General features: G+C 71.9%; 14 protein-coding genes. 9 read left to right on the forward strand and 5 right to left on the reverse strand.

Annotated elements, in window-relative coordinates:
* Nucleotides 1-9 precede the first annotated feature (9 nt).
* Together JOD65_RS21115 and JOD65_RS21120 are read left to right on the forward strand one after the other, a co-directional pair.
* Nucleotides 10-1,848, forward strand: a complete 1,839-nt coding sequence (locus JOD65_RS21115) for a CheR family methyltransferase (RefSeq protein WP_191194661.1) — start codon at nucleotides 10-12, stop codon at nucleotides 1,846-1,848.
* Nucleotides 1,849-1,921: 73 nt separating this feature from the next.
* Complete coding sequence (locus JOD65_RS21120) at nucleotides 1,922-3,187, forward strand: Nramp family divalent metal transporter (RefSeq protein WP_191194660.1); 1,266 nt, start codon at nucleotides 1,922-1,924, stop codon at nucleotides 3,185-3,187.
* Nucleotides 3,188-3,193: 6 nt separating this feature from the next.
* On the opposite strand, the gene JOD65_RS21125 is transcribed toward JOD65_RS21120, so the two are convergent.
* From JOD65_RS21125 to mgrA, 3 genes are read right to left on the reverse strand one after another with little or no spacing between them, the layout of a single operon-like run.
* Nucleotides 3,194-3,928: an N-acetyltransferase gene (locus JOD65_RS21125; RefSeq protein ID WP_191194659.1), complete on the reverse strand. Its 735-nt coding sequence runs from the start codon at nucleotides 3,926-3,928 to the stop codon at nucleotides 3,194-3,196.
* A gap of 42 nt (nucleotides 3,929-3,970) precedes the next feature.
* A complete protein-coding gene (locus JOD65_RS21130) occupies nucleotides 3,971-5,344 on the reverse strand; it encodes an FAD-dependent oxidoreductase (protein WP_191194658.1) in 1,374 nt (457 codons plus the stop codon).
* Nucleotides 5,341-6,375, reverse strand: coding sequence for an L-glyceraldehyde 3-phosphate reductase (gene mgrA / locus JOD65_RS21135; protein WP_191194657.1), 1,035 nt, complete (start codon nucleotides 6,373-6,375; stop codon nucleotides 5,341-5,343). Before mgrA ends, JOD65_RS21130 begins: the two co-directional genes overlap by 4 nt.
* A 98-nt stretch (nucleotides 6,376-6,473) precedes the next feature.
* Here mgrA and JOD65_RS21140 point away from each other — a divergent pair, with 98 nt between their 5' ends.
* The 3 genes from JOD65_RS21140 to JOD65_RS21150 are packed head-to-tail and all read left to right on the forward strand — an operon-like array spanning nucleotide 6,474 to nucleotide 9,527.
* Nucleotides 6,474-7,736: a cytochrome P450 gene (locus tag JOD65_RS21140; RefSeq protein WP_191194656.1), complete on the forward strand. Its 1,263-nt coding sequence runs from the start codon at nucleotides 6,474-6,476 to the stop codon at nucleotides 7,734-7,736.
* 40 nt (nucleotides 7,737-7,776) lie between these two features.
* Complete coding sequence (locus tag JOD65_RS24145; RefSeq protein WP_191194655.1) at nucleotides 7,777-8,538, forward strand: class E sortase; 762 nt, start codon at nucleotides 7,777-7,779, stop codon at nucleotides 8,536-8,538.
* Between the two features lie 47 nt (nucleotides 8,539-8,585).
* A complete protein-coding gene (locus JOD65_RS21150; RefSeq protein WP_191194654.1) occupies nucleotides 8,586-9,527 on the forward strand; it encodes a phosphotransferase in 942 nt (313 codons plus the stop codon).
* Here JOD65_RS21150 and JOD65_RS21155 read toward each other — a convergent pair.
* Together JOD65_RS21155 and truA are read right to left on the reverse strand one after the other, a co-directional pair.
* The gene (locus JOD65_RS21155) at nucleotides 9,524-10,132 is read right to left on the reverse strand and encodes a class I SAM-dependent methyltransferase (protein ID WP_191194653.1); all 609 of its coding nucleotides are present in this window, start codon (nucleotides 10,130-10,132) and stop codon (nucleotides 9,524-9,526) included. The two genes, JOD65_RS21150 and JOD65_RS21155, sit on opposite strands and share 4 nt — an antisense overlap.
* A complete protein-coding gene (gene truA, locus JOD65_RS21160; RefSeq protein ID WP_191194652.1) occupies nucleotides 10,125-10,961 on the reverse strand; it encodes a tRNA pseudouridine(38-40) synthase TruA in 837 nt (278 codons plus the stop codon). Before truA ends, JOD65_RS21155 begins: the two co-directional genes overlap by 8 nt.
* A 124-nt stretch (nucleotides 10,962-11,085) precedes the next feature.
* On the opposite strand from truA, the gene JOD65_RS21165 reads away from it, so the two are divergent.
* Genes JOD65_RS21165 through JOD65_RS21180 form a run of 4 tightly spaced genes read left to right on the forward strand, consistent with a single transcriptional unit; the run spans nucleotide 11,086 to nucleotide 13,146 of the window.
* Nucleotides 11,086-11,451 carry an ArsR/SmtB family transcription factor gene (locus JOD65_RS21165; RefSeq protein ID WP_191194651.1) on the forward strand — a complete coding sequence of 122 codons (366 nt, stop codon included), beginning with the start codon at nucleotides 11,086-11,088 and terminating at the stop codon, nucleotides 11,449-11,451.
* Nucleotides 11,448-11,963 carry an SRPBCC family protein gene (locus JOD65_RS21170; RefSeq protein ID WP_191194650.1) on the forward strand — a complete coding sequence of 172 codons (516 nt, stop codon included), beginning with the start codon at nucleotides 11,448-11,450 and terminating at the stop codon, nucleotides 11,961-11,963. The genes JOD65_RS21165 and JOD65_RS21170 overlap by 4 nt, the downstream gene beginning before the upstream one ends.
* Complete coding sequence (locus tag JOD65_RS21175; protein ID WP_191194649.1) at nucleotides 11,963-12,541, forward strand: TIGR03086 family metal-binding protein; 579 nt, start codon at nucleotides 11,963-11,965, stop codon at nucleotides 12,539-12,541. The genes JOD65_RS21170 and JOD65_RS21175 overlap by 1 nt, the downstream gene beginning before the upstream one ends.
* Nucleotides 12,538-13,146: a dihydrofolate reductase family protein gene (locus JOD65_RS21180; RefSeq protein WP_191194648.1), complete on the forward strand. Its 609-nt coding sequence runs from the start codon at nucleotides 12,538-12,540 to the stop codon at nucleotides 13,144-13,146. Before JOD65_RS21175 ends, JOD65_RS21180 begins: the two co-directional genes overlap by 4 nt.
* The last annotated feature ends 2 nt before the right edge of the window (nucleotides 13,147-13,148 follow it).

Below are 13,148 nucleotides of genomic sequence, written 5' to 3' on the forward strand. Positions count from 1 at the left end.
AGGGCGCAGATGACCGACGCGGACTTCGAGGCACTCCTGCGCCACATCAAGGAGCAGCGCGCCTTCGACTTCACCGGTTACAAGCGGGCCAGCCTCGCCCGGCGGGTGGAGCGTCGGATGGAGGCGGTGGGCGTCACCGACCACGACGAGTACCTCGACCGGTTGATGGTCAATCCCGACGAGTTCACGCAGCTCTTCAACACCATCCTGATCAACGTCACCGCCTTCTTCCGCGACACCGACGCGTGGGACTACCTCCGGACCGAGCTCCTCCCCGAGCTGCTGCAGCGTCGCGAGGGTCAGCCGATCCGCGTGTGGTGCGCCGGCTGCGCGTCCGGTCAGGAGGCGTACAGCCTGGCGATGGCACTCGCCGAACTGCTCGGGGTCGACGAGTTCCGGGAGCGCGTGAAGATCTACGCCACCGACGTCGACGAGGAGGCGCTGGCGCAGGCGCGCCAGGCCACCTACTCGGAGGGCGAGCTCGAGGGCGTCCCCGTCGAGCTGCGGGAGAAGTACTTCGAGCCGGCCGGGCACCGGTTCGTGTTCCGCAAGGAGCTGCGGCGCGCGGTGATCTTCGGCCGCAACGACCTCGTGCAGGACGCGCCCATCTCCCACGTGGACCTGCTCTCGTGCCGCAACACCTTGATGTACTTCAACGCCGAGACCCAGTCCCACATCCTGAACCGGATGCACTTCGCCCTGCGGCCCGACGGCGTGCTCTTCCTCGGCAAGGCCGAGATGCTGCTCGGCCACTCGGCGTACTTCCGCCCGGTCGAGCTCAAGCGCCGCTTCTTCACGAAGGTGCCCACCGAGGCCCGGGACCGCCGCGTCCAGGTGGTGTCGGCCACCAAGGCTCCCGTGTCCGACGACCAGCTCGAGGCGTCCAGGCTCCGTCAAGCCGCGTTGATGTCCTCTGCCGCCGCGCAGATCGTGCTCGACACCGACGACCAGCTGATCCTGTGCAACAACCGCGCCATGCACCAGTTCGGGCTCACCGCGCGCGACATCGGGCGACCGTTCCAGGACCTCGAGGTGTCCTACCGCCCCGTCGAGCTGCGCGCCCACATCGAGGAGGCGCGCCAGCAGCGGCGGGGGATCTGGGTCCGCGACGTGGAGCAGGTCCGCAGCGGGGAGACCCTGTCGCTCGACATCCAGGTCGTGCCGCTGTCCGACGAGACCGGCGTGGAGCTCGGCATCACGGTGATCTTCAACGACGTCACCCAGTACCGACAGCTGCAGAACGAGCTGACCTACACCAACCGACAGCTCGAGATCGCCTACGAAGAGCTCCAGAGCACCAACGAGGAGCTCGAGACCACCAACGAGGAGCTCCAGAGCACGGTCGAGGAGCTCGAGACCACCAACGAGGAGCTCCAGAGCACCAACGAGGAGCTCGAGACGATGAACGAGGAGCTCCAGTCGATGAACGACGAGCTCCAGTTCAGCAACGAGTCCCTGCGCGACCGCCAGGACGAGGTGGAGCGGCTGAACCGCTTCATGGCCGCGGTCCTGGGCAGCATGAACTCCGGGGTGGCCGTGGTCGACGCCGACATGCAGATCCTGGCGTGGAACAGCCGGGCCGAGGACCTGTGGGGCGTGCGGACCGACGAGGCGCTGGGTGAGCACCTGATGAACCTCGACATCGGGCTCCCGCTGGAGCAGCTGCGCCAGCCCATCAAGACGCAGTTCGCGGATGCCGCGGTGGAGCCGTCGGTCATCGTCCTCGACGCGGTCAACCGCCGCGGCAAGTCGCTGCAGGTGCACGTCACGCTGACGCACATCGTCGACCACGGTGCCTCCGCGCCGGCAGCCATGCTGGTGATGGACGTCGTCGACGGCCCCGGCTGACGTCGGACCAGAGCCCGGACGGCCGAGGAGCCCTCGCGGTCCACTGGTCCAGACCACCGTTAGGGTGCTGGTCATGGCTGACACGACCACCGGCTCGACCGAGCAGTCCACCGTCCCCCGCTGGAGGATCGTCGGCCCCGGCCTGGTGGTCGCGGCGACGGGCGTCGGCGCAGCCGACCTGGTCGCGACCCTCATCGCGGGGCAGAAGTTCGGCTACACGCTGCTCTGGTGCGTGGTCGTCGGCTGCGTCATGAAGATCGTGCTCGTCGAGGGTGCCGGCCGCTACTCGCTGGCCACCGGCCGCACGATCTTCGAGGGCTGGCGATCGCTGGGGGCCTGGACCACGTGGTACTTCGGGCCCTACATCGTCATCTGGGGCTTCGTGTACGGCGCCGCCGCCATGGCCGGGACCGGGCTCGCGCTCGCCGGCCTGCTAGGGGGCCTGTCCGTGACCTGGTGGGGCATCCTGTCCGGCCTCCTCGGCCTCGTGCTGGTGTGGAGCGGTCGCTACGGCGTCTTCGAGAAGGTGCTCGCCGCGTTCGTCGGCATCATGTTCGTGACGATGGTCGGCGCCGCCCTGCTGACGCTGCCCAACCTCGGCGAGCTGCTGACCGGCCTGGCCCCCCGCATCCCCGACGGCGGCCTGGTCAACACCCTCGCCCTCGCCGGCGGCGTCGGCGGCACCATCACCCTCGCGGCGTACGGCTACTGGCTGCGCGAGAAGGGCTGGGACACCCCGAGCTACATGCGCGTCATGCGCATCGACAACTCCGTCGCCTACGTCGTCACCGGCCTCTTCGTACTCGCCACCCTCGTCGTCGGCGCCGAGCTGCTCTACTCCACCAGCGTCGCGATCGAGAGCGGCGACCAGGGCCTGGTCGACCTCGGCGTCGTGCTGCAGGACCGCTACGGCGAGTGGGCCGGCAAGCTCTTCCTCCTCGGCTTCTGGGCGGCCGCGATGTCGTCCCTCGTCGGCGTCTGGAACGGCGTCTCGCTGATGTTCGCCGACTTCATGACCAACCTGCGCGGCGGGACCAGCGAGGACCCGGACGCTCGCGCCGGAGGCAAGTGGTACAAGGCCTACATCCTGTGGCTGACGTTCCCGCCGATGGTGATGCTGTTCCTCGGCAAGCCGGTCTGGCTGATCCTCGCCTACGGCGTGCTGGGCGCCTTCTTCATGCCGTTCCTCGCGATCACGCTGCTGTGGCTGCTGAACACCGACCGGGTGCCGCGGGAGTGGCGCAACAAGCTGCACTCCAACGTGCTGATGGTGCTGTGCGCGCTCGCCTTCCTCGCGCTGTGCGTCAACGAGGTGCGCAAGGCCGTGGTGGGCGCCTGAGCGGCCTCACCCGCCGGTGGGGTGCCTGACCCAGACGTTGGGCTCGACGTACGTCGCCGTGCCGTGCTCGGCGTCGCACATGACCGGCGCCAGGGCACCGGGTACGACGACGGGGCCGGTCGTGTCGAACGGCAGCCCGGTCCACCCGCGCCACTCCTCGACCGTGCCGGGGATGACCATCGAGCGCGGCGCCACCCGGTCGATGCGCCCGCCGGCTCGGACGTGGACGCGCAACCACGGGTCGACCGGCAGGCCGTCGTCCCGGGTGCGGGCGGCGTAGTCCGCCATCGGCTCGTGCACATCGGTCTTGCCGTTGGGCCGCACCGGCGCCAGCAGCTCGGAGAAGCCGAGCCGACCGGCGTTGTCGCGCAGCGCGGCGACGATCCGCCCGGACAGGCCTGACCCCTGCAGGCCCGGCTCGATCGCGATCTCGACCGCGGTGACGGCATCGGGCTCCTCGCCCCACAGCTCGGTCAGCAGGCCGCTGCGGATGGCGAAGTCCCAGCCGGCGTCGGGCAGCTCGCCCTCGGGGAGCTGGAACGGCACCGAGTGCGCCTTGGCGACCATCCGGCCCGACTCGTCGACGCAGACGAGCACGAACTCCCGGAAGTGGTCGAGTGAGGCGTAGTAGCCGTTGCCGATGGGGTCGTGCTTCATGAACTCCGGCCACGACGTCTCCATGTCCCAGAAGGTGTCCATGAGGTCGGGACGCTCGGCGAGGGTGAAGAGCTCGAGGTGCATGACCTCATCCTGACCGAGCCGGACGGCGGGCGCCCGCGGTTTTCAGAGCCGCTCGGCGACCCGGCGCGCCGCGATCTGCAGGACCTCCCAGGTGGTCGCGAACGGCGGGGCGTAGGACAGGTCCATCCAGGCGAGGTCGTCGACCGAGCCGCCCGCCCACAGCACGGCGGCCGCGGTGTCGATCCGCTTGCCGGCGCCGTGCCCGCCGACGACCTGCACGCCGAGGAGCCGCCGCGTCGCACGGTCGGCCATCACCCAGATGGCGATCGGCTCGGCCTCGGGCATGTAGCCGGCGGCGGTCGTGCCGTCGGTGACCAGCGCCACCGGGTCGAGCCCGGCGGTCTCCGCGTCGGAGCGGGACAGGCCCGTGCGCGCGATCTCGAGGTGGACCCCACCCGCGGAGAAGCGGGTGATCGACGTGTCGACCATCCCGCCGAACGAGAGGTCGCCCCCGGCCAGGCTGTCGCCGAGCGCCCGGGCGTGCTTGGCGGCGTGGGTGCCGAGGGGCCGGAAGACCCACTGGTCGTCGATCCGGCGGCGCACCTCGCAGCAGTCCCCCGCGGCCCACACGTGGTCGGCCACCCGTCCGTGCGGGTCGGGCCGCAGCGCTCCTTCGTCGGTCATCTCCAGGCCGCTGCCCGCGAGGAAGTCGGTGGCGGGCCGGACGCCGATCGCCACCACGACCAAGTCAGCCTCCCGCGAGCCGCCCGCCCAGCGCACGCCGGTCACCCGGTCGCCGTCGAGCTCGAGCCCCGTGACCTCGGCCCCGAGCACCAGCTCGACACCGGCGTCGACGAGGCCGGAGTTGACCCGCTCTGACATCTCGTCCTCGAGCATCCCCATGCCGCGCGTGCGGGTCAGGACGGTGACGGCGAAGCCTTGGTCGAGCGCCGCCTCGGCGACCTCGACGCCCACGTAGCCGGCGCCCACGACCACCACGTGCGCGCCCGGTCCGACGCGGGCGAAGCTGCGCACCCACGCGGCCCCGTCGTCGAGCGTCTTGACCACGCCCACACCGTCGTACGACGTCCCGTCGGGGCGTAGCGCCCAGTCGGGCACCACAGCGGGAGCGCCGGTCGCGACCACCAGGTCGTCGTACTCCAGCACGTCACCCGCGGCCGTCGTCACCGTGCGGGCCGCGAGGTCGGCCGCGACGACCTCGGTGTGGAGCCGCAGGTCGATCCCGGCCTTCCGGTGCTCCTCGGCCGTGCGGGCCACGAGGTCGTCACCGCTGCCCACGTCGCCGGCCATCCAGTAGGGGATCCCGCAGGCGCTGTAGGACGTGTGGCTGCCTGCATCGAGGGCCGTGACGGCCAGCTCCTCGCCCCTCCGCGCGGCCGTGCGGAGGGCCTGGTGGGCCGCCCCCATGCCGGCGGCGTCTGCGCCGACGACGAGGACGCGGCGCGGGCCTGTCATTCCTCGGTCTGCTTCGCCCAGAGGTTCACGCCCGAGTCCACGGCGAAGCGGTCGATCTCGGCGAGCTCGGCCTCGGTCAGCGGCGGCGCCTCGAGCGCGTCGAGGTTGGTGTCGAGCTGCTCGACGCTGGAGGCACCGATCACCGCGCTGGTCACCCGGTCGTCGCGGAGCACCCACTGCAGCGCCAGCTGGGCGAGCTTCTGGCCGCGCCCCTCGGCGATGGCGTTGAGGGATCGCACGCGCCCGAGCGTCTCGTCGTCGAAGCCCGCGATCGTCGAGCCGTCGCGGGCCGCGCGCGAGTCGGCCGGGACGCCGTCGAGGTAGCGGTCGGTGAGGAGTCCCTGGGCCAGCGCGGTGAAGACGATGCAGCCCATCCCCTGCTCCTCGAGCTCGTCGAGCAGCCCGCCCTCGATCCAGCGGTTGAGCATCGAGTAGGACGGCTGGTGGATCAGCAGCGGCGTGCCGAGCTCACGCGCGATCGTGGCCGCCTCGCGCGTCCGCTCCGGGGAGTAGGAGGAGATGCCGGCGTAGAGCGCGCGCCCCGAGCGCACCGCCGTGTCGAGTGCCGTCATGGTCTCCTCGACGGGCGTCTCGGGGTCGAAGCGGTGGCTGTAGAAGATGTCGACGTAGTCGAGCCCCATCCGCGCGAGCGACTGGTCGAGCGAGGCCAGCACGTACTTCCGGGAGCCGCCGCCCTGCCCGTAGGGACCCGGCCACATGTCGTAGCCCGCCTTGGTGGAGATCACCAGCTCGTCGCGGTAGGGCGAGAAGTCGTCGGCGAGGTAGCGGCCGACGTTCTCCTCCGCGCGACCGTAGGGCGGTCCGTAGTTGTTGGCGAGGTCGAAGTGGGTGACTCCGCGGTCGAAGGCCCGGCGCAGGATCGCGCGCTGGGTCTCCTCGGGCCGGTCGGTGCCGAAGTTCTGCCACAGGCCGAGGGAGAGCGCCGGCAGCTTCAACCCGCCGCGGCCCGTCCTCCGGTAGTGCATCCCGGTGGTGTCGTCGTACCTGTCGGGGGCTGCGTCGTAGGCCATGCCGCACATCCTGCCCGGTCGGGTTTCAGGGCCGCCCCCGGGCTGGACCGGGGTGATACCGGATGGCCGGGAGCGGCGAGCACGGGTGTACTGGTCACATGACTTCCTCGCTGCGCGGCGCCGCCTTCAAGCTCGCGCTGTCGACCGCGCGTCGCGTGCCCTACGTGCGTCGGGTCCCGGCGAGCATCAGGTTCCCGCTCCAGCGCGACGGTGTCGACCCGATCGCCCGGCTGGCGGCGACGCGCGAACGCGGCGAGGTGGTGCGCTTCGCGAGCCTGCTGGGCACCCGGGTCTGGCTGGTCACGGGGTACGACGCCGCGCGGGCCGTGCTGGCCGACTCCGCGTCGTTCGCCAACGACGTGCGCGACATCATCGGCCGTCAGGACCGGGCCCCGGCCGAGCGGATCGGCGGGCTCGGCATGACCGACCAGCCCGACCACGGACGCCTGCGCGGCGTGCTCACGCCCTGGTTCACCCGCCGTCGGTTGGCCGATCTCCAGGACGACATCGACCGCGTCGTCGACGCCGCGCTCGACGACATGGCCGCCCACGGGCCGGTGGTCGACCTCGTCGAGCGGTTCGGCTTCCAGGTCCCCTTCGGGGTGATCTGCGACCTGCTCGGCATGCCCGAGGTCGACCGCGCGGAGTTCCGGCAGCACGGCGCTGCCCGCTTCGACCTGCGCGACGCGGGTGTCGGCATCTTCGACACCGCCGCCGGCACCCGGCAGTTCCTCATCGACCTGGTCGCGTCCGAGCGCCGGTCCCCGCACCTGCCGGACGGCCTGATCGCCCGGATGGTCGCCGACCACGGCGCCGACTTCGACGACATCGAGCTGGGCGGCCTGGCCGACGGGGTCTTCCTCGGCGGCTACGAGACCAGCGCCAGCATGCTCTCGCTCGGCACGTGGGTGCTGCTCCAGCACCCGGCGTCGTGGGACGCGCTGCGTCGCGGCGAGACGGCAGACGTCGACCGCGTGGTCGAGGAGCTGCTGCGCTTCGTGTGCCCCGTGCAGATGGCGTTCCCCCGGATCGCGCGCCACCAGGTCACGGTCGGCGACCAGGTCGTCCAGCAGGGCGACATCGTCCTCGTCTCGCTGACCGGCGCCGAGCGCGACCCGGCCCACCGCATCCACCCCGAGCAGTTCGACCCGACCTCCGCTGCCGCTGGCACCCTCGCCTTCGGCCACGGGCTGCACCGGTGCCTCGGCGCGGAGCTCGCCCGCATGGAGCTGCGCACCGCGCTCGTCGCGCTCGCCCGCCGCTTCCCGGACCTCGCGCTCGCCTGCGACCCCGCCGACCTGCAGTTCACCGAGCTCGCCATCGTCCACGGCGTGCAGGCGCTGCCCGTCCGGCTCGGCTGAGGCCAGCTGAGGCCCACCACGCGCTGCGTACGGTGGAACGGTGCCAGGACGAGCGGTCGCCCTCCTCGCCGCGGCCGTGGTCGCGGTGGTCTCCGGCTGCTCGGGCGAGGCCTCCCAGCGATCCGGCGAGGGCTCGACACAGGCGCCGCGCGAGCGTCGTACGACGAGCGTGCCCACGCAGACCCCCGCCGAGTCCACCAGCACGCCCAGCCCGGCCAGTCCGACTGCGTCCGCCTCGGCCACCGAGGAGCCGACCGAGGAGCCGACCGAGCAGCCGGAGGCGGTCCCCGAGCCGCGTCGCTCGTTCGTCACCATCCCGGCGATCGGCCTGCGGGACTTCCCGGTCGTGCGCTACCGCGGGACACCCGACGACGCCCCCGGGACCGCCCTGCAGAACGCCGGCGAGATGGCCTCGCCGCGTGGACCGCGCGGCGGCACCCGGCCCGGCGAGGTCGGCAACTACATCGTGACCGGGCACCGGCTGACCGGGACCGCTCCCCTGCGCTACTCGCCGTCGCTGTCGAACGGGGACCGGATCCAGGTGCGCACGGGCGACACCGTGTTCGTCTACGAGGTGCGCCGCACCCGCTGGACGTCGTTCCGGCAGCCGGCCTCGCTCCGCGCACAGCGGGCCGAGGTGCCGGGGCGACCGGACGAGACGGCCACGCAGCCGATGATCACCCTCTCCACCTGCGCGACGCTCGAGGACCACGCCAACGGCAACTACTGGTCCGACGAGTTCGACAACCCCGAGCACCGCATCGACAAGATCGGCGTCCTGGTCGCGACCCGCCCCGCCTGACGAAACCCCGTTGCCCGCAGCGCCCTTCCCGGGGTTGGATGCGCGTCATGCCCGACACGTCCGAGCTCACCACCAGGTGGCGCGACCCCGCCTTCCTCGAGGCCGCGCAGGCGTGGATCGCGGACCGGCTCGCGGAGCAGGGCCGCTCCGTCGTGGGCACGGTCGAGCAGCCGCACGTGACCGACTGGTCGACCGTCCTGCGGGTGCCGACGGACGGCGGACCGGTCTGGTTCAAGGCCAACGACGACGCGATGCGCCACGAGGCGGCCGTCACCGCACTGGTCGCGCCGCTCTCCGACGGCCGGGTGCCGATGCCGCTCGCCAGCGACCCGCACACCGGGTGGCTGCTGCTCGCGGACGCCGGGCCTCGCCTGCGTGACGTGATCGCCGAGGAGCGCAGCCTGGAGCGTTGGCTCGACGTGCTGGAGGCGTACGCCCGGGTCCAGCTCGCGTGCGAGGACGAGGTCGACGCGCTGCTCGCCGCCGGGCTGCCCGACTGCCGACTGACGACGCTGCCCGGGGCGTACGACGCTCTCCTCGCCCGGCTCGACGGTGCCGACCCGCGGCTGCCGGGCGCCGACGCGATCGCCGACCTCTGCGACCGGCTCGCCGCCTTCGGCATCCGGGAGACCGTCCAGCACGACGACCTCCACGACGGGCAGGTGTTCCTCGGCACGGGCGTGCACCAGGTGCTCGACTGGGGCGACGCCTGCGTCTCCCACCCCTTCTTCACCCTCGCGGTGACGCTCGAGGGCGTCATCGCGTGGGGCGTCGACGACGTGGCGGGGTCCGAGGACCTCGAGCCGCACCTGGCGGCGTACCTGCGTCCCTACGCCGAGCGCTACCCGTTGACCGACGCCGAGCTGCGCGAGGCCGCGCGCCTCGCGATGCGCCTGGGCTGGGTGTGCCGTGCGGTCAACGGCGCGCTGCCCCAGGACCCGGGCGGGACGCACACCCGGCTGGGGATGTTCCTGGCCGTCGAGACCTAGGCGGGCGCCTCGGCCCGCTTCGTCTCGAGCACGCGGAAGCCCTTGCTGCTCGCCAGGCGCTCCGTGGGCCAACCCTGCTCGGTGAGCCACCGCTGCAGCGAGTCGCCACCGAGGTTCTTGCCCACGACCATGACCATCCGCCCGCCCGGCGCGAGGCGCGGCAGCCACGTCAGCAGCAGGTCGTGCAGCGCGTCCTTGCCGATGCGGATCGGCGGGTTGGACCAGATCTCGTCGAAGACCTGGTTGCCGGGCACCTGCTCGGGCAGGCAGGCGACGAAGCGTGAGTCGAGGCCGGCGGCGCGGGCGTTGTCGTTGGCGAGCAGCAGTGCGCGCTCGTTGACGTCGACGCCGGTGACGTTGGCCAGCGGCACGGCCTTCGCGATCGCCAGCCCGATGACCCCGTAGCCGCAGCCGAGATCGAGGAACTGGCCCTGCACGGGCGGCTCGAGCTCCTTGAACAGCACCGCCGTCGCGTGGTCGAGGTGGCCGCGGCTGAACACGCCCGAACCGGTGTCGATGGTCAGCGTGCTGCCCCACAGCTCGGCGGTGAAGCTCTCCCGCTCGAAGGGCACACCGGGGTCGGCGGAGAAGTAGTGCTCAGTCATCGATCGCCTCTCGTCGGGCTCGGGCGCGCTCGGCCTGGGCAGCGAGCTCGTCGTCGTCGGGGTAGCCGACCTCCTCCAGCGTGAGGCCGTGGGCGTGCACCACGCGCACGCCCTGGTCGCGTCGGCGACCGGCCATCACCTCGGCCGGCCACGCGGCGGGCTGCCGGCCCTCGCCGACCGCGAGGAGGCAGCCGACCAGGGCGCGCACCATGTTGTGGCAGAAGGCGTCGGCACGCACCGAGCCGACGACGAGACCGGCGTCGTCGCGCCGCCAGTCGAGGTCGAGCAGCGTGCGGACGGTGGTCGCCCCCTCCCGCTGCTTGCAGAAGGAGGCGAAGTCGCGCAGGCCCACCAGCGGCGCGGACGCCTCGTTCATCGCGTCGAGGTCGAGCGGGCGACCCCAGGTCAGCACGTGGCCGCGCACGAGCGGGTCGGCGAGCTCCTGGGCGTCGGCGACGCGGTAGGCGTAGCGCCGCCAGACCGCGGAGAAGCGGGCGTCGAACCCCACAGGCGCCTCGACCACCCGTCGTACGCGCAGGTCGGGCGGCAGGATCCCGTCCACGCGCCGGGCGAGGGCCTGCGGGGGCGGCTCGGTCGAGCGCCCCGCGGACGCGGCGACCACCTCGGGGTCGACGTCGACGTGCGCCACCTGGCCGCGCGCGTGGACGCCGGCATCGGTCCGGCCGGCCACGGTCACCCGCACCTCGGGCACCCGCAGCGCGGTGGCCAGCGCGGCCTCGAGCGTCCCCTGGACCGTACGACGCCCGGGCTGGGTCGCCCAGCCGGAGAACTCGGCGCCGTCGTAGGCACAGTCGATCCGCAGGCGCACGCAGCGATCCTAGGACGCCGTCGCTCGCGTCGCGCCGCCGCCCGACTTTGTTCAACCAGATGGTTGACAAGCCCGAGCCGTCGGCCTACCTTCTATTCAACCAATCAGTTGAAGAAGGTGTTCCGTGACCGACCAGCTCTCCCGTGTCTTCGCCGCACTGGCCGACCCGACCCGTCGGGACATGGTGGCCCGCCTCACCGAGGGCGACCACACGGTCAACGACCTGGCCGCGCCCTACGACGTGAGCCTGCAGGCCGTCTCCAAGCACCTCAAGGTGCTCGAGGACGCCGGCCTGGTGACGCGGACCCGGGAGGCGCAGCGACGCCCCGTGCACCTGGAAGCCGAGGTGTTCGACCTCATGACGAAGTGGATCGAGCGCTACCGCCAGCAGGCCGAGGAGCGCTTCTCGCGCCTCGACGCCGTACTGGCAGCGATGGACGAGCAGGACAACCCCACCACCGGAATCCGTACGGAAGGAACCGCATCATGACCACCACGCAGAACCGCGACACCCGCTACACCGAGGCCGCGATCGAGGCGGACGCGAAGGTCCCCGCCATCCACATCTGGCGCGACTTCGACGCGAGCCCCTCCCAGCTCTTCCGGGCCCACACCGACCCCCAGCTCTTCGCGCGATGGAGCGGGCCCAGCAGTGTCGGTGCCGAGATCACCGAGTGGGACGCACGTGAAGGCGGGTGCTGGCGCTACACCGCCCGCGGGATCGACGGGCGCGACGAGTTCGAGACGTCCTTCCACGGCTGCTTCCACACCGTGCGCGAGGACCGCATCGTGCAGACCTTCACCTGGGACGGCATGCCCGACAGCGTCGCGCTGGAGACGATGACCTTCGAGGACCTCGGCGACGGACGCACCCGGCTCCACGCGGTGAGCCTCTGCGACTCGTTCGAGGACCGCGACGCCTGGCTGCGCAGCGGCATGGAGGTCGGCGTCAACGACGGCTACGCAGCCATCGACCGCCTCCTCGCCGAAGGCGCTCTCTGATGGCACTTCCCGACGCCCCGGCCAGCCGCCACGACCTGGTGGCCGGGGAGTTCTCCCGGCTGGTGGCCGGCACCACCGACTGGTCGGCTCCCGCCCCGGTCGAGGGCTGGACGGCACGCGACGTGGTCGACCACCTGGTGACCTGGTTCCCCGGGTTCCTGTCCGCGGGCGGCGTCGACCTGCCGTCCGGCCCGTCCACCGCCGACGACCCCGTCGGCGCGTGGCGGCACCACGCCGACGCCGTGCAGGCGCTGGTCGAGGAGCGTGGCGCGGAGTCATTCACGCACCCCTACATCGGCCCCGGGCAGCTGGACACCACGGTCGACCGCTTCTACACCGCCGACGTCTTCATGCACTCCTGGGACCTCGCCCGCGCGACGGGTCAGGAGGCGCGGCTCGACGAGGACGAGGCCGCCACCATGCTGGCCGGCATGGAGCCCATCGAGCAGATGCTCCGCGACTCCGGTCAGTACGGGCCCGCAGTCCAGGTGCCCGACGACGCGCCCGTCGTCGACCGGCTGATGGGCTTCATCGGTCGCGATCCCGCTTGGCGCCCCGACGACGGAGGCACCCCATGAGCACTGTGGTGATGAACAACGTGGTCTCGCTGGACGGGTTCATCGCCGACCTGCACGACGATCCGGGCCCCCTGTTCGAGTGGTACTTCAACGGGGACCGAACCCTGGCCGCACAGGACATGGACGACCCGGCGCCCGGGGGCCTGCGGGTGTCACAGACGTCGTACGACTACGTCCGACCCGTGTGGGACTCCATCGGCAGCATGGTGATCGGCCGTCACCTGTTCGACATCACCAACGGGTGGGAGGGGCGTCCTCCGGCGGGCGACCACGTGGTCGTGGTGTCGCACCGACCCAGGCCCGAGGGCTGGCACCCGGAGGCGTCGTACCACTTCGTGGACGACGTGACCGCCGCGATCGCCACCGCACGGGAGCTGGCCGGCGAACGGACGGTGTCCGTCGCGGCGGGCGACGTGGGCGGGCAGGCGCTCGCCCTCGGTCTCGTCGACGAGGTGGCCATGGACGTCGTGCCGGTGGTCTTCGGCACCGGCAAGCGCTACTTCGGCTCCGTCGAGACCCAGCACCTGCTCGACGACCCGGAGGTCGTCATCCAGGGCGACCGCGTGCTCCACCTGCGCTTCAAGGTGCGCGGCCCTCGCACCTGACA

The sequence above is a fragment of the Nocardioides cavernae genome, from assembly GCF_016907475.1.
GTDB classification, from domain to species: Bacteria; Actinomycetota; Actinomycetes; order Propionibacteriales; family Nocardioidaceae; genus Nocardioides; species Nocardioides cavernae.

Coding starts and splice junctions, on each gene's coding strand:
- JOD65_RS21115 (WP_191194661.1), top strand. CDS start 10: ATGACCGACGCGGACTTCGAGGCACTCCTGCGCCACATCAAGGAGCAG.
- JOD65_RS21120 (WP_191194660.1), top strand. CDS start 1,922: ATGGCTGACACGACCACCGGCTCGACCGAGCAGTCCACCGTCCCCCGC.
- JOD65_RS21125 (WP_191194659.1), bottom strand. CDS start 3,928: ATGCACCTCGAGCTCTTCACCCTCGCCGAGCGTCCCGACCTCATGGAC.
- JOD65_RS21130 (WP_191194658.1), bottom strand. CDS start 5,344: ATGACAGGCCCGCGCCGCGTCCTCGTCGTCGGCGCAGACGCCGCCGGC.
- mgrA (WP_191194657.1), bottom strand. CDS start 6,375: ATGGCCTACGACGCAGCCCCCGACAGGTACGACGACACCACCGGGATG.
- JOD65_RS21140 (WP_191194656.1), top strand. CDS start 6,474: ATGACTTCCTCGCTGCGCGGCGCCGCCTTCAAGCTCGCGCTGTCGACC.
- JOD65_RS21150 (WP_191194654.1), top strand. CDS start 8,586: ATGCCCGACACGTCCGAGCTCACCACCAGGTGGCGCGACCCCGCCTTC.
- JOD65_RS21155 (WP_191194653.1), bottom strand. CDS start 10,132: ATGACTGAGCACTACTTCTCCGCCGACCCCGGTGTGCCCTTCGAGCGG.
- JOD65_RS21170 (WP_191194650.1), top strand. CDS start 11,448: ATGACCACCACGCAGAACCGCGACACCCGCTACACCGAGGCCGCGATC.
- JOD65_RS21175 (WP_191194649.1), top strand. CDS start 11,963: ATGGCACTTCCCGACGCCCCGGCCAGCCGCCACGACCTGGTGGCCGGG.
- JOD65_RS21180 (WP_191194648.1), top strand. CDS start 12,538: ATGAGCACTGTGGTGATGAACAACGTGGTCTCGCTGGACGGGTTCATC.